The 26,771-nt window shown below is 46.7% G+C and carries 18 protein-coding genes; 17 read left to right on the top strand and 1 reads right to left on the bottom strand.

Going from position 1 to position 26,771, the window contains the following annotated elements:
- Nucleotides 1-82 precede the first annotated feature (82 nt).
- The 14 genes from AC3WRW_RS03990 (at nt 83) to AC3WRW_RS03925 (ending at nt 23,285) form a co-directional block, all read left to right on the top strand.
- Nucleotides 83-1,804 carry a sensor histidine kinase gene (locus AC3WRW_RS03990; RefSeq protein ID WP_492545066.1) on the top strand — a complete coding sequence of 574 codons (1,722 nt, stop codon included), beginning with the start codon at nt 83-85 and terminating at the stop codon, nt 1,802-1,804.
- Nucleotides 1,805-1,813: 9 nt separating this feature from the next.
- Complete coding sequence (locus AC3WRW_RS03985) at nt 1,814-3,523, top strand: response regulator transcription factor (protein ID WP_492545065.1); 1,710 nt, start codon at nt 1,814-1,816, stop codon at nt 3,521-3,523.
- 166 nt (nt 3,524-3,689) lie between these two features.
- Nucleotides 3,690-4,745: an autoinducer 2 ABC transporter substrate-binding protein gene (locus tag AC3WRW_RS03980; RefSeq protein ID WP_492545064.1), complete on the top strand. Its 1,056-nt coding sequence runs from the start codon at nt 3,690-3,692 to the stop codon at nt 4,743-4,745.
- 80 nt (nt 4,746-4,825) lie between these two features.
- On the top strand, nt 4,826-6,364 hold the full coding sequence (locus tag AC3WRW_RS03975; protein WP_492545063.1) for a sugar ABC transporter ATP-binding protein: 1,539 nt from the start codon (nt 4,826-4,828) through the stop codon (nt 6,362-6,364).
- Entirely contained in the window at nt 6,361-7,317 is a 957-nt protein-coding gene (locus AC3WRW_RS03970; protein ID WP_492545062.1) for an ABC transporter permease, read from the top strand. The genes AC3WRW_RS03975 and AC3WRW_RS03970 overlap by 4 nt, the downstream gene beginning before the upstream one ends.
- On the top strand, nt 7,314-8,297 hold the full coding sequence (locus AC3WRW_RS03965; protein WP_492545061.1) for an ABC transporter permease: 984 nt from the start codon (nt 7,314-7,316) through the stop codon (nt 8,295-8,297). The genes AC3WRW_RS03970 and AC3WRW_RS03965 overlap by 4 nt, the downstream gene beginning before the upstream one ends.
- Nucleotides 8,298-8,341: 44 nt before the next feature.
- A complete protein-coding gene (locus tag AC3WRW_RS03960; RefSeq protein ID WP_492545060.1) occupies nt 8,342-10,102 on the top strand; it encodes a sensor histidine kinase in 1,761 nt (586 codons plus the stop codon).
- A 148-nt stretch (nt 10,103-10,250) separates the two neighbouring features.
- A complete protein-coding gene (locus AC3WRW_RS03955) occupies nt 10,251-15,143 on the top strand; it encodes a family 78 glycoside hydrolase catalytic domain (protein WP_492545059.1) in 4,893 nt (1,630 codons plus the stop codon).
- Nucleotides 15,144-15,908: 765 nt separating this feature from the next.
- On the top strand, nt 15,909-16,799 hold the full coding sequence (locus AC3WRW_RS03950) for a carbohydrate ABC transporter permease (RefSeq protein WP_492545058.1): 891 nt from the start codon (nt 15,909-15,911) through the stop codon (nt 16,797-16,799).
- Nucleotides 16,800-16,865: 66 nt separating this feature from the next.
- Complete coding sequence (locus AC3WRW_RS03945) at nt 16,866-17,657, top strand: carbohydrate ABC transporter permease (protein WP_492545177.1); 792 nt, start codon at nt 16,866-16,868, stop codon at nt 17,655-17,657.
- Nucleotides 17,658-17,691: 34 nt separating this feature from the next.
- Nucleotides 17,692-19,062: an ABC transporter substrate-binding protein gene (locus tag AC3WRW_RS03940; protein ID WP_492545057.1), complete on the top strand. Its 1,371-nt coding sequence runs from the start codon at nt 17,692-17,694 to the stop codon at nt 19,060-19,062.
- A gap of 11 nt (nt 19,063-19,073) precedes the next feature.
- Nucleotides 19,074-20,822, top strand: a complete 1,749-nt coding sequence (locus AC3WRW_RS03935) for a sensor histidine kinase (protein WP_492545056.1) — start codon at nt 19,074-19,076, stop codon at nt 20,820-20,822.
- Nucleotides 20,816-22,381, top strand: a complete 1,566-nt coding sequence (locus AC3WRW_RS03930) for a response regulator transcription factor (protein ID WP_492545055.1) — start codon at nt 20,816-20,818, stop codon at nt 22,379-22,381. The genes AC3WRW_RS03935 and AC3WRW_RS03930 overlap by 7 nt, the downstream gene beginning before the upstream one ends.
- Nucleotides 22,382-22,409: 28 nt before the next feature.
- Nucleotides 22,410-23,285, top strand: coding sequence for a sugar phosphate isomerase/epimerase family protein (locus tag AC3WRW_RS03925; protein WP_492545054.1), 876 nt, complete (start codon nt 22,410-22,412; stop codon nt 23,283-23,285).
- Here the strand turns inward: AC3WRW_RS03925 and AC3WRW_RS03920 are convergent.
- Entirely contained in the window at nt 23,282-24,088 is an 807-nt protein-coding gene (locus AC3WRW_RS03920; protein WP_492545053.1) for an AraC family transcriptional regulator, read from the bottom strand. The two genes, AC3WRW_RS03925 and AC3WRW_RS03920, sit on opposite strands and share 4 nt — an antisense overlap.
- A 175-nt stretch (nt 24,089-24,263) precedes the next feature.
- Here AC3WRW_RS03920 and AC3WRW_RS03915 point away from each other — a divergent pair, with 175 nt between their 5' ends.
- From AC3WRW_RS03915 to AC3WRW_RS03905, 3 genes are all read left to right on the top strand, one after another.
- On the top strand, nt 24,264-25,088 hold the full coding sequence (locus AC3WRW_RS03915) for a phytanoyl-CoA dioxygenase family protein (RefSeq protein ID WP_492545052.1): 825 nt from the start codon (nt 24,264-24,266) through the stop codon (nt 25,086-25,088).
- Between the two features lie 128 nt (nt 25,089-25,216).
- A complete protein-coding gene (locus tag AC3WRW_RS03910) occupies nt 25,217-25,438 on the top strand; it encodes a hypothetical protein (RefSeq protein ID WP_492545051.1) in 222 nt (73 codons plus the stop codon).
- Nucleotides 25,439-25,513: 75 nt separating this feature from the next.
- Entirely contained in the window at nt 25,514-26,650 is a 1,137-nt protein-coding gene (locus AC3WRW_RS03905) for a stalk domain-containing protein (protein WP_492545050.1), read from the top strand.
- Nucleotides 26,651-26,771: the final 121 nt, after the last annotated feature.

The following is a 26,771-nucleotide window of genomic DNA, read 5'->3' as shown; positions in this document are numbered from 1 at the left end:
ATATTCTGAGGACAGATGCTATATTTGGTCAAGGAGTGCGACAATGAGAACACTGCAGGTCAAGTTTAGGACAAAGCTATTTATGACATACCTGCTACTAGTTTCTTTGCCCCTGTTTGTACTAGGATATTTGTCGTATCGCCAATATGAGAAATCGATTGAGAAAAATGTCGGTGAATACGTTCCTGCGATATTAAACCAGGCCAACGCAAATATGGATAAATATTTGTCAGAACTCGTATCCATTCCGGATGTCGTTACAAGATCGGGCGAAGTTATGGCGATCCTCCGGAAAAAGGAGCAGGACAAAATTTCCGTCATGGAACAGGACGCGTTTACCGTTCAATCGTATTTGGCCAATAACATTGTGAATGGCGGGCATCAAGATGTCATCGCGGTGTTTATTCAATCGAAGAACCGGGTGTTTTCCAGCTCTCGATTGAACTTTCAAGGAAACGCGTTTCTACAAGAAAAAAATCCGTTTCAGCAAGAAATGGATCTGCAAGGCAAGCTGCTGTTTGTTCCTCCTGAAAGACTCGAGCTCGTGTTCGAGAATAACCAACCGTTTATTTCCATCTACAAGCAACTGTATGATGCGGAAAATATGAATCCGCTTTGCACGGTGCTGCTCATCGTCTCTTTGGATGAAATATCCCAAATATGCAATCGGATCCCGCTTGCAAAGAATGGGATGGTTCTGCTTAATAATGAGGTAGGACAGACGATATACAATAACGATAGTCAGTTCATCGGCCAAATAGGAACGCCTGAAATATCGCTTTCGAAAGGCACTTCCGAAATGAAAATCAATAGGGAGAGAGTGATGGTTAGCGCTGACGTCTCCGAATATACCAACTGGACGCTGGCGACGATTAATCCTGTAAAGGAACTGACGAGGGAAACAATCGGGATTCGTAATTTTACGATTGCGATTTTCTCGATATGTTTAATTGTATCCGTTCTCATATCCTTCTTTTTTTCCCAAACGGTGACCCGTCCGATTCGCTCGCTGCAGCTGCTGATGCGGGAAGTCGAGAAGGGCAACTTCCGTGTTTCGTTTCCTGTTCATCAAACGGATGAAATCGGTGAATTGGGGAACAGTTTTAATCACATGGTCGAGAGGATTCAGGAGCTTGTACAAAGGGTGTATCAGGTAGAAATCAGACAAAAGGAAGCCGAGCTGGCAGCCTTGCAAAGCCAGATCAGTCCGCACTTTTTATATAATACGCTGGAGTCGATCCAAATGGTCATTGAGTTAGATGATGGTGTAAGGGCTTCCAATATGATTTCCGCCTTATGCCATATGCTCAGATTTGCAGCAAGAAGAGGCGATGTTGTAAATATAAGCGATGAGGTCAAGCATATTACCGACTATCTATATATTCAAAAAATGCGATACGGCCAACGATGTCAGTATGAGATTGAGATGGACCCGGGTATTCATCCATTTTTTGCGCCCAAATTTATTTTACAGCCCCTTGTTGAAAATGCGATTCGCCATGTTGTCGAAAAAACAAACTCGCCAACTCAGATTCAAATCGCAATCACGAAGTCCCTTGAGGGTATCCAATTTTCGGTTCAAGATAACGGGCAGGGAATACCGTGTGAAACACTGCGCAGGCTCCAAGTTATACTCCATGGCGAACAGCTCCCCGATCCCAAGCAGGGGATCGGATTATTAAATGTGCATAGCCGGATACAACTGTTGTATGGGGGCGATTATGGCGTGACTGTGGCCAGCAGGGAAGGGGAAGGGACAACAATCACAGTCCGCATTCCGTATATAACAAAACCATCCAAATAAACAGGAAGGATGTTGAAAGTGGTTCCTATACGCGTGTTAATTGTGGACGATGAGGAATTAATTCGCACCGGCATTGCGAGGCTGGTCGAACAGGCTGGGTTGGCTTTTCAGGTCATAGGCACCTGTTCCTCGGCCAAAGAGGCATTAATTTCCTTGGAAATAACGGAAATTGATTTCATTATCACCGATATACGAATGCCCGAAATGGACGGATTGGAGCTTTTGTCTGAGGTTAAGCGCATTCGTCCGCATGTATTCAGTATGGTGATTAGCGGGTATGAGGAATTCGAATATGCCCGAAGCGCTTTGAAGCTCGGTGCAAGCGATTACATTTTAAAGCCGATTGACCGAAAACAGTTTCGTGAGCAATTGCATACTATGACGGAGCTGGTGACTACCTATAGAAGAAAGCAGTTTTTACAGCAAGATCTGAACGACAAGTCCCAGAAGTTGGTTGATTCCCAGCTCGGAAACTTTTTGAATTCCGTCCTCTATGCAAGCAGACTTCCTCACATACAGGAATGGCAAGGAATTCTTAATCCTCTATGCCGCTATCGACTTATTGCGACCTCCATTGACCGAGTCCAAAGGACGGATTTGTATTCGCAAAGAGACTATGAATTATTTGAATATGTCAGGACGGGTATTATTCGCGATATTTGCGGTGTATTTGAAGAAAGCGCAGCGTCCGCCATCTCTCTTCACTCTTGGAACGGTTTAGACGGTTGGGGGTGGATTCTGATCAATCAGAATAAACGGGATGAGCAGGATAGTGAAATGGATGCCGATGAAACCTCCTCTGCGGAAATAAAACTAATCTGCGAAGAGCTTACGGCGAAGCTTCAAGAGGCTTTTAAGCAATATATCCCCGTAACTGTAAGTTTAGGCGTGAGCAATGAGCTGGAGGATATATCGACCATTGGACAGGCTGCTGCGGAAGCCAGAGCATCGCTGCAGCGCAGACTGTTTGAAGGCGGCGGCAAATGTCATTGGCTTGAAAAGCAGCCTCATGATAGTTCCGTACATTTGCATGAATCCAAAAGTACAGCCTTGCGCCTGTCGGAGCTTGAAAACAAGCTCTTAAGCGTGGTGCGCCTATTTGATGAAGCCGTGATCCGAACCCTCGTAGACGATTTATTTGCTGTTTGGAAGAAAAATGCTTTATTTTCAGGAGATTTGCCTGCCATTGTACTTTCCTTGATGCTGCGGGCCACAATTTTAATTGACGAAATCCGGCTGGAGGATCGCGATACGGGGAAACTCATGTCCACCAGCTATATCGAGAATACTTGGAGGAAAATGCAGGTATCTTCCGATGTCTTGGAGCTAAAAGAAGAACTGCTGCAGTTTCTGCTGCTCATCGCCGGGAAGTTAAAAAGTTTACGTTATCTCAGCGAAAGAGAGCCTGTTGAAAAGGCGAAAGCCTACATCGAGCAGCACTTGTCCGATGAGTTAACGCTAAGTGTTGTCGCGGGGGAAATCTATTTGAATCCCTCTTATTTCAGCAATTTGTTTAAGATTCAAACCGGCGAAAACTTCTTGAATTATGTAACTCGCATACGGATGGAAAAAGCGCGGGAGCTGTTGAAGGACAGAGTATTAAAGTTAAACGAAATCGCCGGTAAAGTCGGCTATCAAAATCCGAAATATTTTACCAAGCTGTTTAAAGAGCATTTCGGAAGCACACCAACGGATTACAGGGAAAACCAACTGAAATAATGATAGGCCCGTCCTTGCGCAAATGGCATAAGGCGGGTCATTTTTATTGAAGAGCCAAAGAATGTGACCGTAATCTAAAAAAAGGATATCTATATAAGCTCCTCCGCCTCTATTAAGATTAAATTGTAAATAAGATGTGTTAGACACAAAAGGGAGGAAAACAAAAATGTTGCAATCCAAAAAAATGCTCGGTACGGTGCTAGGCAGTTTTCTTGCAATGTCAATTATTGCTGGATGTTCCAGCGGAGGGAGCACTTCCGTAACGACGACCAATTCCCCTACCGCTGAAAACAAACCTGCTGCGACCACGGCAGCCAAAAAGGAGCTCACGGTTGCTGTAGTCCCTAAGCTTGTAGGCATTCCTTATTTTAACTCCGCACAAGCAGGAGCTGAGCAAGCCGGGAAGGATCTGGGAATCAAAGTGATTTACACAGGCCCAACACAAGCGGATGCCGCCCAACAGTCGACGTTCATCCAAGATTTGATTACGAAAAAGGTAGATGCCATCGCAGTTTCGGCTAACGATCCTACGGCGATTGCTCCGGTGCTCAAGAAAGCGCAAGCGGCAGGCATTAAAGTATTGACTTGGGATGCGGATGCGCAAGAAGATGCGCGGGATCTGTTCGTCAGTCAAACCAGCGATGAAGCGTTAGGCAGACATATTATGGACACGCTTGCGCAGCAAATGGGAGAAGAAGGCGAGTTTGCCATCATCACGGGGTCTCTGACAGCCGGCAACTTGAATACTTGGATGGATTATATGAAAAAGCAAGCGGCTGAAAAGTATCCGAAAATGAAGCTGGCCTCTGTCGTACCGTGCGATGACGACCAACAAAAAGCGCTGACGCAAGCGCAAAATCTGATCTCTGCGTATCCGAATCTGAAAGGAATTATCGGGAACAGCTCGGCTGCCGTTCCGGGCGCTGCCGAGGCTGTGAAAAAGGCGAACAAGAACGGTCAAATTAAAGTTGTTGGCTTGTCTACGCCGAACTTGATGAAACCATATTTGAAGGACAATTCCGCTCAAATGGCGACACTGTGGAGTCCGAAAAAACTTGGTTACTTAACCGTCGCTGCAGCCAAAGATATGCTGGACGGGAAAACGCTGACAGACGGGCAAGACATTCCAAATGTAGGCAAAGTGTCGGTAAAGGGGAAAGTGCTCATCATGGGACAACCGACCGATTTTACCAAAGATAACGTGGACCAATACGACTTCTAAGTTAACGTATTAGACAAAGAATCCCTAATCGTTAGAGGTTAGGGATTCCGTCATTATTTTGATAGAAAGGGGTGCCTATTGTGACAAATTCATTATGGTTGGAATTGGATGCGATAACCAAACAATATCCTGGAGTGAAAGCACTAGATCGCGTATCGCTGCAAGTTAGAACAGGGGAAGTTCATGCCATCGTCGGAGAGAACGGAGCGGGAAAATCCACGTTGATCAAAGTGCTGGCAGGGGTGATTCAACCGGATCTCGGCAAAATTAGGATTGAAGGCAAGGAAATCGTCATCCAGAGTCCAACGCAAGCTAGAAAGCTAGGTATCACGGTGATCTATCAAGATTTGAGCTTGTTTCCTAATTTGACCGTTGCGGAAAACATCGCTTTAGGCGAAAGCGACGAAGAGAGCACATCCATCATCTCGTGGAAGAAAATGCATGCAACGGCACAAGCCGCTTTGGACCGCTTAGGCATAAAGCTTGATCTGAATGCCAAGCTGTCGGAATTATCCGTAGGCAAACAGCAGTTGGTTGCGATTGCGCGGGCTTTGGTCAGCGATTGCAAGCTGCTCATTATGGATGAACCGACCTCCTCATTGTCCCGAATGGAAGTCGGCTATTTATTTCAGGCTGCGATGGGATTAAAGCGTAATGGCATTGCGATCTTATTTATCGGTCATAAATTCGATGAAATCTATAGACTCTGCGACACGGCTACGGTGTTAAGGGACGGACAATATATCACATCAGGCTCGCTCAGTGAGTTCACGCAGGAAGCTCTTGTGGAATTCATGGTCGGCCGCAAATTAACGAATTTATATGCCAAAATGCCCGTTCACATCGGAGAAGAATTGCTGAATGTCAATCAGTTGAGCAAAGGGGGACAATTCGAGAATGTAAGTTTTACGGTAAGGGCTGGGGAAATTGTCGGCATTACCGGCTTAGTGGGTGCGGGAAGAAGCGAATTGGCCGAATCGATATTCGGTTTGAATCCCCCGGATCAAGGAACGGTAACCATGAAAGGCGCGCGCATTGATTTGAAGTCGGTGAGCGCATGCATCCATTCGGGATTGGCCTTAGTGCCGGAAAGCAGACAAATTCAAGGTTTAGCGATGAAATTGTCCATGGCGCACAACACGACACTTGGTATAATGCGCAGAATTGCCCGCTTTAGATGGCTGCTGCAGCCCAAAGAGGAGCGTACCATCACAGAAAACTATATTCAAAAGTTATCGATTCGGCCGCCCTTCCCTCACATTCAAGTCGCTAAGCTAAGCGGAGGAAACCAACAAAAAGTCGTCCTTGCCAAATGGATTGCGACCAATCCTTCGGTTCTTATTCTGGATGAGCCCACCAATGGCGTTGATATCGGAGCGAAAGCTGAAATATATAAAGCAGTCAATGAAATGGTTCAAAATGGCATGGGGGTGATTCTGATTTCCTCGGAATTGCCGGAGATTCTCTCGATGAGCGACCGGATTCTGGTCATGTGCGAAGGAAGGCTTGCCGGCGAGCTGGACGCTAAGCAAGCTACGCAAGCTGCCGTCATGAAGCTTGCCGTGCCGGGAATCAGCAGGGAAGAACAAGTGGCTAAAGATGAGGTGACAGCAGGATGAAGCGACTGCTCACGAGTAGAGAATTCGGCGTTGCACTGCTGCTGATTCTAGTCACACTGGTTATGACAATGATTACGCCGAATTTTTTGACCTCCGGTAATATTACGAATATCCTGATCACGAATTCCGTTCTCGGCATTATGGCCGTAGGGATGACGATCGTCATTCTAACAGGAGGAATCGACGTATCCGTCGCCGCCATCTTAGCCGTGTCATCCGTCATCGTAGCCAAATATGTCATCTCGGCGGGAGCCAATCTGTATGTTGCATTTCTGCTTGGCGCAGCCTGCGGACTCGTTCTGGGCTTGCTGAATTCCTTATTTATTGTTTACGGGAAAATTCCCGCGATCATCGTCACGTTAGGAACGATGGGAATCTTCCGCGGATCTATTCTGCAAGCTACGAATGGCGAATGGATTGTCGGCTTCCCGGCTTGGTACAGCAATATCAACGCTCAGAAGGTTTTGGGATTGCCGCTGTCCTTTCTTATTTTTTTGGGTATTGCCCTCATCAGCGGCTTGCTACTAAGATATACGAGAATCGGCAGGCAAATTTATGCCTTTGGCGGAAATGAGGAATCCGCCGTTCGCATCGGTATTCGCGTCAAAAGATTGCAAATTTTTGTATATATGTACATGGGTCTTGTCTGTGGAGTTGCCTCTGTCGTTTACGGAGCCATACAAGGCAGTGTTCAACCTAACGCGGCAGTTGGATTTGAGTTAAGCATCATCGCAGCGGTAGTCGTTGGGGGCGTCAACATTATGGGAGGAAGCGGCTCGGTGCTCGGAACTGTACTAGGCGTTTTGTTCCTTGGATTGATCAATAACGCGCTGGTACTGGCTCATGTTGAAACGTATTGGCAGAACGTTGTTGTAGGTCTGGTCATATTGTTGGCCATTACCGTAGACGTGCTTAACCGCAAAATGAAATCGATGAGGAGGGCCAGGGCATGAAGCAAAAGAACTGGCTTACGAATGAAATGCTGCTTTTCTTCCTGCTGCTTGCTCTTCTTGTCTATATGGGCTTGCAAAGCGATGTGTTTCTGACCGTGGACAATTTATTGTCGGTAACGGTGCAGCTGGCCGAATTGGGCATATTGTCATTAGGGATGACACTGATCATTCTAACGGCAGGGATTGATCTGTCCTTAGGGAATCTCGTCGGTCTTCTCGCTGTAATTACCGGTTATTTTCTCAATAAAGGACTGCCGGTTATCGTCGTTATTCCGCTTGTACTCGTGGCAGCGGTATGCTGCGGATTATTTAACGGATTTTTCGTAGCAAAATTAAAAATTTCGCCGATCCTGGTGACACTGGCCACCATGACGTTCTTCAACGGCATTGCGCTCGTGTTGAGTAAAGGCAAGGCATTTTCCGGATTTTCGGAATCCTTTTATATATGGGGACAAGGAACGGTGGTTGGAATCCCTGTACAGTCCATCATTCTGATTGTATTGATTCTCATAATGGGTTTCGTCATGGCATACACACCTTGGGGACGATCCGTTTATGCGATTGGCAGCAGCGAGAAGTCGGCTAAATTCTCCGGAATCCCGGTAACCAAAGTGTTAATCGGGGTCTATGTGATAGCGGCAGTGCTGGCTGGAATCGTAGCGATCATTATGACATCCCGGGTTGCCACGGCACGAGCCGATATGGGATCTATTTATTTGATGCAGAGCATATCGGCCGTTGTGCTTGGCGGGACCGTACTTTCCGGAGGCAAAGGAAAAATGATCGGAACGATGCTGGGATGCTGCATTTTTGCCATTCTATCCAACGGCTTGAATCTCATGAACGTGGCTCCATTTATTAAAGATGTGATTCAAGGCAGCATTCTGATCCTCGTTTTACTAATTCAGCATGCAATGGGTTTTCGTAAGTTCGCATCCATGGGCAAATGGATTAAGCCATCCGTTAGCAAAGGCGCTTGAAAAGTTGTCCGATCAAAGTCTCATTCGGCAGGGGGGAAGGCTAGATGAAGAAGATAACGATAAAATTTCGCACGAAATTATTTATCACCTATCTGACTCTCGTCGCCTTCCCGCTTTTGTTTTTGGGCTATTTTTCTTATCAACAATATGTCGAGTCCATCGAAAAAAATGTAGGCGGCTATGTGCCTGCGCTCTTAACGCAGTCCAACTTCAATATGGATAAGTATATGTCGGAGCTGTACGCAGCGCCTGACGTTATCGCCAGATCGAATGAAGTCATGGCTATTTTACGGAAAAAACAGTCGGGATCCACTTCATCCAGCGAACAAGACGCTTTTTTTGTGCAATCGTATTTGGCAAACAACATTGTTAACGGCAGGCATCAGGATGTCATCGCTGTTTTTGTGCAGTCGGGCAAACGCGTATTTTCAAGCTCACGGCTCAGTTATGTGGGGAGCGCTTTTTTACAAGAAAAAAATCCCTTTCAACAAGAGATGGATCTTCAAGGCAAGCCATGGTTTCTGCCTCCGGGTCAGCAAAAGCTGGTTTTTCAAGATAATCCGAATTACATTTCGATTTATAAGCAAATTTACGATGCCGATAACATGAACCCGCTTTGTACGGTGCTGCTCATTGTCAATCTCAGCGAGATTTCCAAAATATGCGATCAGATTCCGTTTTCAACGAACGGCATGTTGTTTATTACAAACAAGTTGGGCCAAATCGTCTATCATAACGATAAAAATTTAATTGGAAAAAGCACATGGGAGTCCTCCGCTTTGCCGCTAGAGAACGGTACGGTTGTAAGGGAAGTCAATCATACGCGAATGCTCGTCAGCGCTAATCATTCCAATTATACGGATTGGACCTTGGTCACGATTAATCCCATAAAGGAATTAACCAAAGAAACGATCTGGATCCGCAATGTGACGATTGCCGTTTTTTCCATTTGCTTGATCGTCGTCGCGATCGTTTCCGCCTTTGTTTCCCAAACGGTGACGAGTCCCATTCGAACGCTGCAGCGGCTCATGCGGAAGGTAGAGAAAGGGAATTTCGATGTTTCTTTCCCGATTCATCAAAAAGATGAAATCGGTGAGCTCGGATACAGCTTTAATCATATGGTTCAGCGTATTCAAGAGCTGGTTCAAAAGGTGTATCAGGTAGAAATCCGCCAAAGGGAAGCGGAATTGGCCGCTTTGCAAAATCAAATCTCCCCGCATTTTCTATACAATACCTTGGAGTCTATCCAAATGGTGATTGAAGGAGAGGATCAAGAAAAGGCGACAAGCATGATTTCCGCTTTAAGCAGAATGCTCCGGTTTGCAGCAAAGAGAGGAGATATCGTACAGATTGGAGATGAGATTAAGCATGTATCCGATTATCTCTATATCCAGCAATTGCGGTATGGAAGCAGATGTTCATACCAAATAGATGTTAGGCCCGGAATGGAGCTGTATTACGCGCCTAAATTTACGCTGCAGCCGCTTGTTGAAAATTCGATCCGGCATGTTGTTGAGAAAAGCAATTCGCCTACGGACATACGCATTGAGATTACAGGGGTCGATTTAGGCGTACAAATGATCATTTCAGACAATGGAGCCGGCATTTCGGAGGAGTCGCTGCAAAAGCTTCGAGCAAGACTTGCCGATATGTCGCAAACACCTTCGAATGGAGGCATTGGATTAATCAATGTGCATAGCCGTATCCGGTTCATGTATGGATCGGATTATGGCATTGAAATTGAGAGTTTACTAGGAAAGGGCACGAAGATTTATGTGCTGATCCCCTATCTCCTTTTTCCATAGATTCACCTTGGATTAAAAGATAAAGAATATACACCCATTCCAAAGATTGGATGCCTATTCAGTGGGAAAACCATTACTTTATAATAAATACAAGATGTCGAAGAGGCATTCGAAAGGAAGAAAATTGAAGACGGAGGTAAAAATAATCATGGCAAACCAGCGTAACATGCAAAAAAACTTTAAAAAGAGAGCGCTATCATCTTTGCTAGTCGTCACTTTGCTGCCTGCCTTGCTAGTGCCGGCGACGACTTTTGCGAGTGAGAGCAATGCTGCTAACGCTCCTAACGATGCTAATGTTGCGGAAGGCACGTTCCGGGTTAAAAATTTGAAAACGGAGCAAGCTGTCAATCCATTAGGTTTGGATACGTTAAAACCACGGCTGAGCTGGCAGATGGGAGCAGACGCTCGGTCGCAGAAGCAGACCGCCTATCAAGTGCTGGTGGCTTCAACGCCGGAGCTGCTCTCACAGGATCAAGGCGATGTGTGGGATAGCGGAAAGGTGGCATCCGATCAATCGGCAAACGTGGAGTATGCCGGTCAAGCGTTGAAATCCAGCAGCCGTTATTACTGGAAGGTACGGATTTGGGATAAAAACGACCAGGTGTCCGATTGGAGCGTGCAGGCGTGGTGGGAAATGGGTTTGCTGAATGGGGCAGATTGGCAGGCCAAATGGATTACACTCCCTAAAGAGCAAATGCCGAACATATCCAAGTATACGATCGATCTCGATTTTACGATCTTACAGGACGCTGCCGGATTTATTTTCGGCGGACAGGATTCCTCGCATTTCTATATGTGGCAAATCAATACGAAAGAAAAGTCATACATGACATTCAGGCCGCACATTTTTAATCCCGGCGGTCAAGTGCTGAAGGAAGTCGACATTTCTACGATCATCCCTAAAGGCAAGGAGCTCAACACGCAGCATCACTTGACAATCAATGTGAACGGCAGTCAAATTTCGACCTATATCAACGGGCAGCTTGCCGATACGTTAACGGACAGCCATTTTTCATTCGGCAAAATTGGTTTTAGGGAGCACAAGGATTCAAGAACGAGCGAACGCGCCAGCTTTGATAATATCCTGATTAAAGATACGGATGGAAACGTCCTGTTTTCGGATGATTTTTCCGATCCTGCGAAGAATGTGTTTGACGCCGGGAGTATAGAAAACGGTCAATTAGTGCTTGGGGACTTGTCCAATGATGTTGTTTTTAAGAAGAATGTCAATCATGTGCCGCAACTTCGTAAAGCATTCCAAATCACCAAGCCTGTGAAGAAAGCGACTGTGTACGCGACTGCGCTCGGCTTATACGAACTAAGTATGAACGGAAAGCGTGTCGGGGTCGATCATTTATCCCCTGGTTGGACGGATTACAATCAATTCGTTCAATATCAAACCTATGATGTCACAGGGATGCTGGAGAATGGCAGCAATGCGCTGGGAGCTTTGCTTGGAGACGGTTGGTATTCCGGGCATGTGGCGATGGCTGGCGATCATGTTTATGGCGAGAAGCCGGAACTGCTGCTGCAAATGAATGTTGAGTATCAGGATGGGACGAAAGATCAGATCGTTTCGGATTCATCTTGGAAGATTTCGACAGCAGGACCGATTCTTTCATCGGATATACTGATGGGAGAAGCTTATGATGCCCGGAATGACCTGCAATCATGGGATAAACCCGGCTACAATGATACAGAATGGATCGCGGCAGGAGTTGCGAATGATTTTAAAGGCAAACTGATCGCGCAAATCGGTCCGACCGTTCATGCGACTCAGGAATTAAAGCCGAAAGTCATTACACAGCCGACGCCCGGCGCTTATATTTTTGATCTGGGTCAAAATATGGTAGGTTGGGCCAGGCTGCAAGTAAACGGACCTTCCGGCTCCAAAGTGAAGCTGCGCTTCGGTGAAATGTTGAACGATGACGGCACACTTTACACAGCCAACCTGCGGACGGCGAAGCAGACGGATGAATATACGCTGAAAGGTGACGGCAACGAAGTTTATGAGCCTCATTTTACGTTCCATGGTTTCCGCTATGTAGAAGTCACCGGATATCCGGGCGTTCCGACATTGGATAATATCACGGGTGTGGTCGTCCATTCGGATACGGAGCCGTCGGCAACCTTTGAGACTTCGAACAGTATGGTGAATCAGCTATACAGCAATATCGTTTGGGGGCAAAAAGGAAACTTCTTAAGCGTTCCTACAGATTGTCCGCAGCGCGATGAGCGAATGGGGTGGTCCGGAGACGCGCAAATTTTTGCCAGAACGGCCAGCTACAACATGAACACGATGACTTTCTTTGAGAAATATATGGGAGACATGGTATCGGGCCAAGGTTCAGACGGCGCATTCCCGGATGTCGCACCTTATGTTTCGATCGTAGGTAAAGGGAGCAATGCTTGGGGGGATGCCGGGGTTATCGTTCCTTGGACGGTATATTTAATGTATAACGATAAGCGCGTCATTGAAGATAACTATCCCGCCATGGTCAAATGGATTGATTATTTGAAAAAGAACAGCAGTGGATTAATTCGCCCGGAGGGCGGTTACGGCGATTGGCTGAATGTGGATGATAATACGCCGACAGATGTAGTAAACACGGCTTATTTTGCGTATAGTACACTGCTTTTGTCCAAAATGGCGAAGGCTGTTAACAAAGATGCGGATGCGCAAAAATATGAAGCTCTGTTTAACGATATTAAGGCAGCGTTCAATCAAAAGTTTGTCGATAAAGACGGACGTATTAAAGGCAATACGCAAACGAGCTATGTGCTGGCGCTGCAAATGAATTTGCTTCCTGAGGACAAACAGCCGCTGGCCGCTAAATATCTCGTCGATAAAATTAAAGGACGGGATTGGCATTTATCAACAGGGTTCTTAGGCGTCGGTTACTTGCTTCCTGTGCTAACAAAGGCCGGCTACTCCGATGTTGCGTATCATTTGCTGACGAACGATACGTATCCTTCGTGGGGCTACAGCATTAAGAACGGTGCGACGACCATCTGGGAACGCTGGAATTCCTATACGAAAGAAGGCGGGTTCGGCGATATCGGGATGAATTCGTTTAATCACTATTCGTTAGGCTCCGTAGGCGAGTGGATGTTCCGTTATGCGGCGGGAATCGAAGCTGATCCTGCTCAGCCTGGATTCAAGCATACGATCATACAGCCGACTGTGGGCGGGGAATTCCAATATGCGAAAGCGGAATATGACTCGATCTACGGCACCATTGCCAGCGGTTGGAACCTCGACGGGAACAGTTTCAAACTGAATGTGACGATTCCGGCGAATACGACAGCGACGGTCTATGTACCGACGGATGATCAAGCAACGGTTAAAGAAGGCGGGAAAAGCATTAGCGAAGCGGAAGGCATCCGTTTTGTGAAAATGGACGGCGGGAAAGCCGTGTATGAGGTAGGTTCCGGCACCTATTCGTTCACTTCCACGCTGACGATTGCCGAAAGTCCGATGAGTTCTGTCAGCTTAAGCAGCGATCAAACGAAAATGAACGTAGGCGACACGACTCAACTGAACGTAACCGCGAAAAAAGAGAATGGCGTCGCCATAGATCTGGCTAAGGCTAAGACTACCTTCAAAAGCAGTGATGCAAATGTGGCAACTGTAGATGCGTCAGGTAAATTGAAAGCAGTTGGATTTGGCAATGTCAAAATAAACGTAGAAGTCACTTATCAGGATGTCACGCTTTCATCCTCGCTTTCCCTATTCGTATCTAATGGCGCTAATTTGGCTTTAGGGAAAAAAGCGAGCAGCAATAATACGTATACAGCCGCTCCTACATGGAATATTTCCAATTTGACTGACGGAAATCTGGAGCTGAAATATTCCAGTAATGGCTTCACCTCACCGGATGCAACGAAAAATCCAATCTGGGTCGAAATTGATTTAGGCAGCGTGCAATCCTTCAACAATCTCGTTTTGTACCCGAGGACGGATTCGAAGACGACGGATGGGAAAATCGCCTCCTTCCCGGTTGATTTCGATATCCAAGTGAAATTGGAGAACGGGGAATACAAGACCGTGAAACAAGTCAGAGGGCAGTCGAATGTGGATGATGGAGCGCAGGTATACCGTTTTAATACGGAACAGGCCAGATATGTGAGAGTTGTTGTCACACAATTTGGAGCTATGCCTCATGACGATATCTACTATCGGTTCCAGCTGGCGGAAGCGGAAATTTACAATGTTCAAGAACAGACTTTGTTAGCCGGTCCTTCGACCGTTACTGCGGGTCAGTCGTTCGATATCACCTACCGGGTATCTGGCGTGACTGAGAGCGTATATGCACAAGATTTAACCTTTACGTATGACCCGGAGAAAATGGAATTGCTATCAGCAGATTCTCTGCTGGATGATTTGAAAATCGTTGCCATATCGGATGCAACAAAAAAACCGGGCAAAGTCAGAATCCTATCTGCACTGGTCGGAGGAGATCGCAAGGCTAGCGGTGAGCTGCTGGCGCTTCACATGAGAGCGAAATCCTCCTCCACCGTGCCGGCGACAGTAACGCTGTCAGATGTTGTTTTCGCCAATGAGAATGGCGTGGAAAAGAACATTGCCGGTACATCATACAGCGTGCAAATTGCGGCTCCGATCAATAAAGAGGCACTCATTGCTCTTATTGCAGACGCTCAAGCTCAGCATGATGCTGCTGTTGAAGGCACACGCGCTGGCCAATATCCGGCCGGGGCTAAAGCTGCTCTGCAAACAGCGATCGACAAGGCTCAATCCGTCGTGAATGATGGTTCCGTTACCCAGCAGCAGGTGGAACAAGCGACAACAGCATTAACCGGTGCGCTGCAAATCTTTAAGAACTCTGTCATTCTTTCAATACCGGGAGATACGAACGGGGATGACAAAATCAGCATTGGAGATCTGGCTATCGTGGCTGCATACTATGGCAAAACATCCGCCGATCCGAATTGGGATCTGTATAAAAAAGCGGATATCAACAACGATGGCGTTATCGACATCCTAGACTTGGCGGCACTAGCGAGATTGATTCTCGGATAATTCGTTAGCTAATCGCATATAAGAGCGGCCGCGAGTCTGAATAAGCTTGCGGCCGTTTTATTTTTTGGATATGAATAGCCCTCTACAGGGCGCTATTTTGCTGGAAAAGCCCTCTAGGCAAGGGGAGGGGAACTTGAGTCCTCTATTCCACCATTTCGAGCAGATAGGTGGGGCTTTGAGGTGAAATAAGAACCTGTAGTTCCCCCTCGGGCGCCGAGACTCAGCTTTTCGCCGAAATAAGGGAATAGAGTTCCCTCCATCCCCGATGCGGCAGCTGAGACGTCGTTTTTCAGCGTTAAAGTAGGAGGAGAGGGCAGCAGGTTGAAGTTAACACTGTGACTCGGAACCGCACGAAATGGCGGCAGCGCAGTTTTTGTTCTCGCTAACGGACTGAGTGGCTATTATTCGATGGCAAAGAACCTCTTTGAACATGTAACGGACATCTGCGCTGCTAATTGTTCACTTGGGGACGGATTTCACCCCGAAATCGGCAAATAGGGATTGTGGTGTCCGTAAGGAGAGAGACACGACGCTTCTCGTGAATATAACGGCTGCTATGTCCGATACGGGTAAGAGAAAGGGAGTCAATATGGGGTCTACCTTGACAAACACACTCGTCCTAAAAGGACGACGAAGTCGTTTATCCTTATTTTCAAAGTAAAAGGTAAAAATAGTACACAAATCAGTAAAATATGAGATTCATAAGCGTAATTGAAAAAGCTATATAGTAGATTTATACAATCTACCCATATAGAGGTGAACGGCATGTTATGGAACCAGTCCAGAAAAGAAGCGTTAGCGGGATGGGTATTTCTATCGCCCGTATTTCTTTGTATGCTGGTGCTCGGCGTATTTCCGGTCGTATTTTCCTTGTTCCTAAGCTTCTGCCAATGGAATTTAGTCGGGGGTTTATCAAGTATCAAGCTGGTAGGACTGGATAATTACAAAATGCTGGTTGAGGACGATAAGTTTTATATAGCCTTAAAAAACAACTTAACGTATACGGCAATTACAGTGCCTATAGGGCTTTTTCTTGCTTTGATCTTGTCTGTTCTTATACATGCCAGAGTGTTTGGTCAAAGCTATTTTAAGATTGCTTTTTTCATCCCGTATATCTCGTCGATAACGGCGCTTGGCGCGATTTGGAGCGCTCTGTATCATCCATCCCTTGGGCCGATCAATCAGTTCTTGATGGGGTTGGGGGTTGTTGATCCTCCGAAATGGCTGGCGGATACGCACTTTTCCTTAACAGCCGTCATGATTATCGCGATTTGGGCTGCCCTTGGTTATCAAATTATTATTTTTATGGCCGGATTGACGCAGATCCCGGATGAGCTGTATGAAGCTGCGGAGATGGACGGCGCCTCGTTCTTGCAGCAATTGTTCCGCATCACGATGCCATTGCTTGCTCCGACAACATCCTTCTTGTTGATTACGACATTGATGTCATCTTTTAAAGTGTTTGATTTAATCGCTTTTCTGACAGGCGGGGGGCCGAACGATTCCTCAACGGTGCTGGTGTACCGGATCTATGAAGAAGGTTTTCAAAATTTCAGGATGGGCTACGCTTCAGCGATTTCTTGGACACTATTCCTTGTGATTGGTGGCGTCACTTGGATGACATATAAACTGCAGAGGCACTCCGCTTACGAGTAGCGGGAAGGAGAGGCTTGGTTGCTATCGAATAAATCACATATATCAAAGTGGACCACGACGCTGCTCATGGGACTGTTGTCGTTCGTATTTCTTATGCCGCTGCTTTGGATGCTTTCGGCAGCCGCTAAGTATGAGAAGGATGTCATGGTTTTCCCGATTCAGTGGATACCCCCCAAATGGAATTTGATCGACAACTTCCGGGAAGTTTGGCTGGGCAGCGTTCCGTTCACTTTGTTTTATTATAATTCGTTCAAGCTGGCTCTAACGATTACGCTGGCAACGTTGATTTTCGCATCTATGGCAGCTTACGCGTTTGCGAAATTGCAATTCCGTGGCCGCAACATGGCATTTGCCACTTTGCTTTCGTTGATGATTATCCCTTCCGAATCGACTCTGGTGCCACGTTACCTGCTGCTCACATGGCTGCACCTCTATAACACGCATGCCGGATTAATGCTCATGGGGATGTTCTCGACGACGTATTTTACATTCTTGCTCAGACAATTTATGGTCTCCATTCATCGTGAATTTCTTGAAGCGGCGAAGATGGACGGGGCCGGATATGTTAGAATATATGTACAAATCATGATGCCGTTATCCAAACCGGTTTTGGCGACGGTGGCGATTATGAAGTTTATTTGGGTCTGGAATGATTATCAGAATCCGCTGATTTTCCTAATTTCGAAACGGTTATATCCGATACCGCTGGGCTTGCAGCTTTTTAAAAATGAATATGCCGATAATTATGCGGTGTTGATGATGGCCTCAGTTGCTGCCATTCTCCCTTTAGTCATTGTTTTTATCATTTTGCAAAAGCAAGTGATCAAAGGCATTTCGCTTGGCGGAATCAAAGGATGAAGGATCGATCATTGAGCGTAGTGGGGGATGTCACATGAAAGAGAAACGCGCAGTTTTCGTTAGCGGCGCTTTGTTGACAATGTCACTTTTAAGCGCTTGCAGTACAGGTACGGATACAGGAGCTGCAGAATCTGCGGCAGCAGCAGGTGCGGCCCGAACTGCCGCCCAAACAGGTGCAAAGCCTGTCGTCCTTAAATTTTACACTTGGGACAATGAATCCAATCAAACCGCGCGGCAAAAGATGATCGTTGCTTTTCATGCCAAGCATCCGAACATTACGGTACAGAATGTATCCTTAGTGCCCGGAAATTCGGTGGAGAGCATGAAGAAAATGGACGTATTAATGTCTTCCGGCGAAGAGGTCGATGTGCTGGCGTACGGCAATATCGATGAAACGTTGGCAAGAGCAGCGGCAGGCGTCCTCGCTCCGCTTGATGAGTTTTATGCAAACGGGCATGTTAATCCGCAAGAGGATTATTACATTAATCCTAAGTTGAACGGAAAATATTATGCGGCGATGCTGACTTCAAGCCCTTACTTTGTACTGATGAATGAGGATGCGCTGAAGGAAGCCAATCTCCCGCTGCCAACTTTCGATTGGACGTGGGACGATTTCCGGGAGTACGCGAAAAAGCTTTCGAAAGGCGAAGGCATCGATAAACGATATGGCGCTTACTTCCACACATGGGGCGAGTACGCGAACCTAATTGCTTATTCGGACCTTAAGAGCCCCTACTTGACCAATGATCTGAAGCCTGGTTTTAATGATCCTTCTTTTGCCTATTTCTTTAATCTGCGGCGTGCCATGGAGAAAGAGGATAAGTCCGTTAAACCTCTAGCCGATATTGTCGGGGCCAAACTTAGCTACATAACGGAATTTCTGAACGGGAAAGCGGCTATGCTGGCTACGGCGCCATACATGTTGGACAATGTGATGAACAGGGAGAAGTACCCGCACACATTTAGATCCGTCATTGCCCCGCTGCCCCGCTCATCCAAAAATGGAGAACTAGGCATTACGAATATCGGCGGATCGTACGTTTCTATTGCAGCGGGCTCCAAACATAAGCAGGAAGCTTACGATTTCATTCGTTATATGACGACAGAGCAAGAGGCCAGGCTCGAACTGTCCGGATATAAGAAAGCTGATTCAAAAGCGATAGTTGAGCGATTGTTCGGCAAAGCACCGGATGTGCTCGATGTCACGACATTGCAAGAAACGATTTTTGATAAGAGGGTAAAAACGAATTTCGATCCTGACGTCTCCGTTTCTTACGGCAATCAATTAAAGGGAGTGCTGGAAAAAGGCTTTAGCAAATTTATGCTCGATAACACGACGGCTGAGGAAGCGCAGAAGTGGATGATGGTGGAAGCGGGAAAAATAGCCAAACAAAATGCGAAATGACAGGAGTACCTATGAGAATACACTCGCTTTTTCGATTTTCTTTCTATCGACGCATCCAAATCTCATTTCTCTGCTTTATTTTGCTGCCGACTGTCGTGGCCTCTTTTCTCAATTATTCGATCGCGCATAAAAATGTGAAGGAGAAAATTTTCCTCAGCAATCAAACGGTGCTCACGGTCATCGCGAAGGATATTTCCAAAACGGTTGACGATATGACGTATGCTTCCAACTTTTTTGTTCAAGATGAAAGCGTTAGAAAACAGCTGCGCACCTTTACGAATATGAAGCGCATCGAGAGCTTCAATGATTATGAAACGTATTTGCAAATCAAAGACTTTTTCGGACTGATTGATGTGAAAACGATGAATCCGGATATTCTGATGTATGTGTCGAATCAAGCGGGATTTATCGTTCAGTCCAGTGAGATTCAAGGGTCTGACCCCGAAGTCATTAGGCAGCAATACGAAAACGTCAAAACGCGCGTAGATATGTCAAAGGCTAATATCCTGCAATGGCTTGGGACTGTTCCAACCCATTCGACAACGGCATTAACCAATAGCTCCTATCTGCTCGCAAGGGTGATCAAATCTCCGAACGATGCTCAGCCTTTAGCTACATTGTTTATTTCAATTCCTGACCGTTATTTTATGAAAGCGTTCGCTCAGCTAGGAACTTCGAAGCTGGCGCTGTTTGATGCGTATGGCCAGTTTATTGCGGGGAACCGTGAGGTCTCCAATGGAAGTGCTGCCATGAGAAATAACATCAGAAATGAAAGCCCCATTCAATATTCGGGCTGGAAGCTCATCAGCGAAACGCCGGAATCCCAAGTTACCGGTGAAATTACGAAGACGTTTTTTATTACGATGCTGCTTATCATCCCTTTCTTTCTCATCTTCTTCTTCATTTCGATGTACGTTGCGAAGCGGCTTCACCGCCCTATCCGCAAGCTGCAAGCCGGAGTTGAGCAATTCGGCAACGGCAATCGCCGGATTCGCTTTGAAGAGCGCGGAAAAGATGAGATTTCAGAGCTCGGCAGAACACTGAATATCATGCTGGAACAAATCAACCAGCTGATTTGGGAAAACGAGCAGGAGCAAGAACAGAAGCGCGAATTGGAGCTTCAAGCGCTCTATTCGCAAATTCGTCCCCACTTCCTGATGAATACGCTGAACTCGATAAAATGCAATCTATTACTGGATAACGAGATGATCCATAGTCAGAAAATCAACTCTTTGATGAGCTTGCTAAGGGCTTATATGAAATTCAATGAACCAACCAGTCTTGGGAACGAATGCAAGCTTTTATTTCATTATGTGGACATTATGCAGATGCGCAGTGATATTGAGGTTCAGCTGGACGTTGCGCTTCCGCCGGTGCTGTCGAATTTGGAGTTTCCGAAGCTGCTGCTCCAGCCTGTCGTGGAAAATGCTTTTGTGCACGGCTTTAAGAAAGCCGTAGACCGGCCGAAGATCGTTATTGAAGCGGAACAGACTGAAGATTGGGTGGAAATTCATATTTCCGATAACGGGCTGGGCATGAGTGTCGAGCAGCAAAATCAGCTCAATGCGGAGCTGCAAAGTTCACCGGATGCCGAAGCATGGCAATCCTACAAGCGGGTAGGATTGTGGAATGTGCTTCAGCGCCTCAAAATGACGTACGGCAGCAGCTCGTCGATGACTTGCGCACAGAGCGAGCTCGGAGGATTGACGATTGTACTTGGCTTTACCCAAAAAATAGATGCGGGGGGATCTGCATGTTGAATGTCATGTTGGTGGATGACGATGTCCCGATGATCAAATACTTAACAAAGCTCATTATGTGGGAATCGTTAGGGCTGCGGCTGGCTGCGACTGCGCATTCCGGGGAAAGCGCCATGCAGATTTTCCATGACACCCCTCTGGATTTGGTAATTACGGATATTGGCATGCCGCAGATGGACGGGTTGGAGCTGGTCGCTCAGATGAAAGCGCTCAAGCCTGAGTTACAGGTCGTATTTTTAACGTGTCATGAAGAATTTCATTACGCCAGAAAGGCGGTGCAATTGGATGCTGTCGATTATTTGATTAAGGATGAATTAACACCGGAACAGCTCAGCGTGAGCCTGCGTAAAGCTATTCAGTTGTTAACCGAGGCCAAGAATCAAGTAGAGGACATTGTGTACAAGCAAGACTTGATTAAAAATAAAGATTTGCTCAAGCAGATCTATTTTCAACAGCTTCTCAAAACTTCCTCGGCAACGGAAATGCTCAGCTACGGCAAGCGGTTAGGCATCAACTGGGAGCATTCGCATTTTATTATGGCGATAGGTTCTTTTCATAGGGCTTACGTTCATAAACAGTACAAGTATGAGGATTTGAATCTGCTGTTATATGCTGCGGGGAACATCGCGAATGAATTGTCTTTGGAATCCCGGCAGCAGGTGACGTTATTCGCGGATCAAGAAGGCCAAATGATCTGTATTTGCAATTATCAGCCTAACCTTAGCGTGAACAGGGCAACCTTGTTTAAGGACTACTTATTGTCGCTGCGGGAGCTGATCAGGCAGTATTTGAAAATGGATGTGTTTCTTCATTACGGCGCTTGTTTTAAAGGTGTGGAGGGCATAAGAGCAAATTACAAGGCTATGAAGCAGTGGCAGAAATGTTCTTTCTATGAGGATGACGACTTTGGACTTATGAAATCAGCAGAAGCACCGCTGTGGAATGTCAGTCATTCCTTGGTAGAACAATGGGACCGGATCGCGGAGGCCGTGAGAGATTCCCATTCAGGCAATATCACGCGGTCACTTCTCGCGCTGGAAGCTTTTGCCCGGGAGGAGCGGGTGGAGCCAGAGATGTTTCTCGCAGCATGCTCGAATCGCATTCGCCTCATCGAATTGGAAGCCAAGCTGAACAGCGAAGAAGCGTTTCATAGCTGCCTGTTGAGATGCAAGCGGTTGAAAGAGAGCCTTGAACTGCTGAATAACAAATTAATGGAGCTCCTTGCCGTCAAAATCAATACGCGTATAGACAAAAAGCCCAAACTGCAGCAAATCGACCGTTATATTACCGATCATTTATCTGAAAATATTTCGATGGTCGATATCGCCGATTATTTGTTTTTGAATCCGAGCTATTTCTCGAGATATTTCAAGCAGGAAACGGGGGTGAATTTCGTCGATTATTATCATCGCTTCAAAATGAAAATCGCCTGCGGCCTGTTAAAAGAAAAACAGCACAATATTGAAATGATAGCGCTTAAATTGGGCTATATGGAACGGACCTATTTTTCAAGAATATTTAAAAAGTATGTGGGCGTTAGTCCGAAGCAATATAAATGAATGTAAATAACTATCTGGAGGTATGAAGATGAAAATCGGACTTAGTTCGTACAGTTTGCTGCAAGCGTTGAAATCAGGAAAAATGACCATTCTGGATGCTGTTCAGTGGGTGAAAGATAACGGCGGCGAGCATCTGGAGCTTGTCCCGTACGGCTATACGCTGGTCGATAACTTGGAATTGGCGGATGCGCTCAGGGAGAAGGCCTCTTCGATCGGCATTGAGCTGTCGAACTACTCGATTCCCGCCAATTTCGTACAAGAGACGGAGGCGGAGTTCGAAGCGGAGATGGCTCGCGTCAAGCAGCACGTTGATCTTGTGCACCGATTAGGCATGCGGCATATGCGCCATGATGTTACGGCCTTTACGCTGCCTCCGGAGAAAATGACAATTAAGTACTTTGAGGACAGCTTACCGCTCATCGTTCGCGGCAGCCAAATAATTGCCGACTACGCGGCGGAATACGGCATTACGACAACGATTGAAAATCACGGTTTTTCCGTTCAAGCAAGCGACCGTGTGCAGCGTGTGCTGCTCGAGGTGAACCGGCATAACTTTAAAACGACGCTCGATGTGGGCAATTTTATGTGTGTGGACGAAGCTCCTCTTGTCGGCGTTCGCAAAAACTTGCCTTACGCTTCTTTGATCCACTTTAAAGATTTTTATTTCAGACCGTATTTTCAAGATCCGGGTGAAGGCAATTGGTTCCGGACTGCGAACGGCAACTATTTAAGAGGCGCAATCGTCGGCCATGGCGACATCGAGATCAGAGAGATCGTCAAGCTGATCAAAAGCTCGGGCTATGACGGCTATGTAACCGTGGAGTTCGAAGGGATGGAAGATTGCGAATTGGGTTCACGGATCGGCATGAATAACTTAAGGAAATTGTGGCAAGACACATATTAATCTTTCAGACGGCGGAATGCGCTGGGAGACAAACCATATTTCCGTTTGAACAATTTGGAAAAGTGAAATTCATCATAAAATTGCAAGTGAGCGGCAATCTCCTTAAGGGAAACGTTCGTCGTTTCCAGAGACACTTTGGCCGATTCGAGCTTTAAATTCAAGATGTAATCGCTGGGAGATTGGCCCGTTATCGAGCGGAAGCGGGAGAAGAAAGTTGTTCGCGACAAGCCGCTTTGTGCGATGAGTTCTTCGATTCGAATGGCCTTGTTCATATTCCGATGAATATAGATCAATATGTTGTTGAGCTCGGTATGGCGGGAAGCAGGGGCTGCCGAATGCTCTTTAGCGAAAAGGAGCAGCAATTCCTGCAGGATCATATTCGCTGAGTAGGCGTAGCCAAAAGGCTCGGCAATCAACGTATCGATCATTCGTTCACACAATTGAATGGCATCCGCCACTTTGCCCGTTGATATTACGCTGCCGACAGGCAGTTGCAGGAAGGGCATCACATCCAAGGAGCTGAAGTCAAGAAAATAAAACTTCCAATCGTTGTCTTGGCATCTGTACGTAGAAGGAATCGACTCTTGGACGAAAAAGCAGGTGCCTGCGCGCAATTCGTGATCCTGCTCCCCTTGAGAAAGAATACCTTTCCCTTCGTAGGTGATAAACAGACCGGGAGCATCAAAGCCTTTCCCTTTCCTAATGTTGTAGGTGTCGTTCGCCTGCACTTTCCAAATGGAAATAAATTGCGGAAGCGGAATAGGTTCTCTATCCAGACCATACGGGATATTCATATAGGACATGCTGCTTATCTCCTTGAGAATTGTTCTGTGGTACATTAAATTTGAAGATTAGACTGCAAAATGTGATTGTTACACGTACAATTATACATGCAATAGCAACTTCAATCCATGGATGAAAGCGTGTTTTCCGCTTACACTTAACTCAGATGCCACACATAAAGGAGTGTATGTAATCATGATAGTGAAAGTAGGAAACCGCGAATTGGAGATGGATGGCAAACAGTTGACGGAGCTAAGAAGTTCCAACGATATTATGCAGGATAAGCAGGCGCTGCGGGAGCGGATGGCGGAAGACGGATATTTGCTGATCCGCGGATTCCATGACCGTGATAAAGTGCTCCAGGCTCGAACCAGTATTTTAGAAAAAATGGTCCGGATGGGCAAGCTGGACCGGGATACGCAGCTGGAAGAAGGCGTCATGGCCGACGGCAGCAAAACCATTTTTATGGGAGGAACGAATGAAGATTTGCCCGCGCTCTTAAATGTATTGAATGGCGAACATATCATGGGATTTTTCGATGAATTCCTTGGCGAGCAGTCGCTTACGTATCATTACAAATGGCTCCGCGCCGTAGGCAAAGGCGATTTTACGGGAGCTCATTACGATATCGTATATATGGGGCGAGGAACTCAGAACGTTTACACCGTATGGTCGCCTCTGGGAGACGTATCGTATGAGATGGGTGGACTGGCTATTTGCCTAGGTTCGCACCGTTTCGAATCGTTGAAGCAATCGTATGGCTCCAAAGATTCGGATCGCGATGGAATCGGCCACTATACCGATGATCCGCTCGTTATTACAGAGAAGTTCGGCGGTCAGTGGGCAACAACGGAATTCCAGGCTGGGGATGTGTTAATCTTCGGCATGTTTTTGATGCACTGCTCGCTGGAGAATACGACCAATCTCTACCGCTTGAGTGTAGATGCCAGATACCAGTCGGCAAGCGAGAAGGTTGACGAACGATGGAGCGGCAAAAAGCCGAAGGGACATTTTAAATAAGCAGAAAAAAGGCAGAGGCGCCTGGGACTTATTGCTAAGTTCTAGAGGGCTTCTGCCTTTCATACATTATTAGTTTTATTATAAGCAGCCGGTCGTTACTGACCTAGCCGAAGGTGGGGGCGAAGCTCATGCATAGAATGTTAGAGTCTGACGCGGATCTATTTGCCGCAGCGCTATCCCAAACGACGGTTTCCGTGCTGCAAATGGATGCTGACGGCGTTTACTGTGAAGTAGACCGCGGAATCATCGAGAAGTTCACCGACAAATCCGTCAGATTAAGCACGATAACGGATGAAATTTCTTATTACTTCCGAGATGATGGGACTCTCTTTCGCGTTGAAACGGCCTGAATAGACGGATAGCTTTCGAATTATTTTGTGTTAGGCTGTAGAATGGCCAATAACTGATAATGGAGGTTGATATTGTTGGGTAAATGGAAAGCGGGAACGGTCGGATTCGTCTGTGGAGCCTTATTTTTCTCAGGGCTTACCTACGCGGCGACCCCGGTCGGCATAGACGTTTATTTTCGAAAATTACAGTATTATTTCGACGGAGTGAACAAACAGCCGCCGCAAGATTTGCAAGGCTTCATTTACAAGGATACGACGTACGTACCGCTGCGATTTTTGTCTGAATCGTTGGGGAAACCGGTCTCTTGGGATGATGCGACAAGCTCGATTTATGTTGGGGACAAGCCGGTGCAGAAGCCTTCGCCAGGATCAGCGGCATTGCAAGTATTTCCCAAGGATAATCCTTGGAATACGGACATTTCCAAATATCCGGTACATAAGAATTCTAAGCAGTATATGGCCTCCATTGGATTGAACACCAGTGTGCATGCTGATTTCGGCACCACGTGGCAAGGAGCCGATATCGGGATTCCGTACACGATTGTGAGCGGCGATCAGCCGAAAGTGAACGTTGCCTTTACGGACTATGGCGACGAGAGCGATCCGGGTCCTTATCCGATACCGGCCAATGCGCCGATTGAAGGCGGCCCTGACAGCGACGGCGACCGGCATGTCATTGTCGTCGATAAAGACAACCAATTGCTGTATGAATTGTACAACGCACACTACACGCCAACCGGTTGGAAAGCTTCGAACGGAGCGAAGTGGGATTTGACATCCAACGCGCTCCGGCCCAAGTACTGGACTTCCGCCGACGCAGCCGGACTGCCGATCTTCCCGGGGCTTGTCCGTTATGATGAAGCCTCCGCCGGGGAAATCAACCATGCACTGCGTTTCACGGTCTCAAAAACGCAGCGCGGCTTTATCGCCCCAGCCACCCATTATGCTTCGAGCAGCACCGATCCGAATCTGCCGCCAATGGGACTGCGGCTAAGGCTGCGGGCCGATTTCGACGTATCCGGCTATTCACCTACGAATCAGGCGATTCTTCGTGCGATGAAGAAATATGGCATGATCGTCGCGGACAACGGCAGCAATCTCTATGTGAGCGGAGCGCCTGACCCGAAATGGGATGACGATGATTTGCATAAGCTCGGTCAGCTCAAAGGCAGCGATTTTGAAGTCGTGGACACCGGCCCGATTGAAAAATAACGCTGCTGCTCATGAACATCAAAGAGGCATCTAACGGGAAAATCTCCCGCTAAATGGTTCGAATGATGACCTTGCAAGGTATTTAGAAGGAAAACCTCCCGTTAATTTGACCTGAATCAGA

The organism is Paenibacillus sp. FW126-R14 (assembly GCF_058789495.1).
Note: the sequence above shows the minus strand (reverse complement) of the source record. Positions and strands in the feature narration are given on the sequence as shown.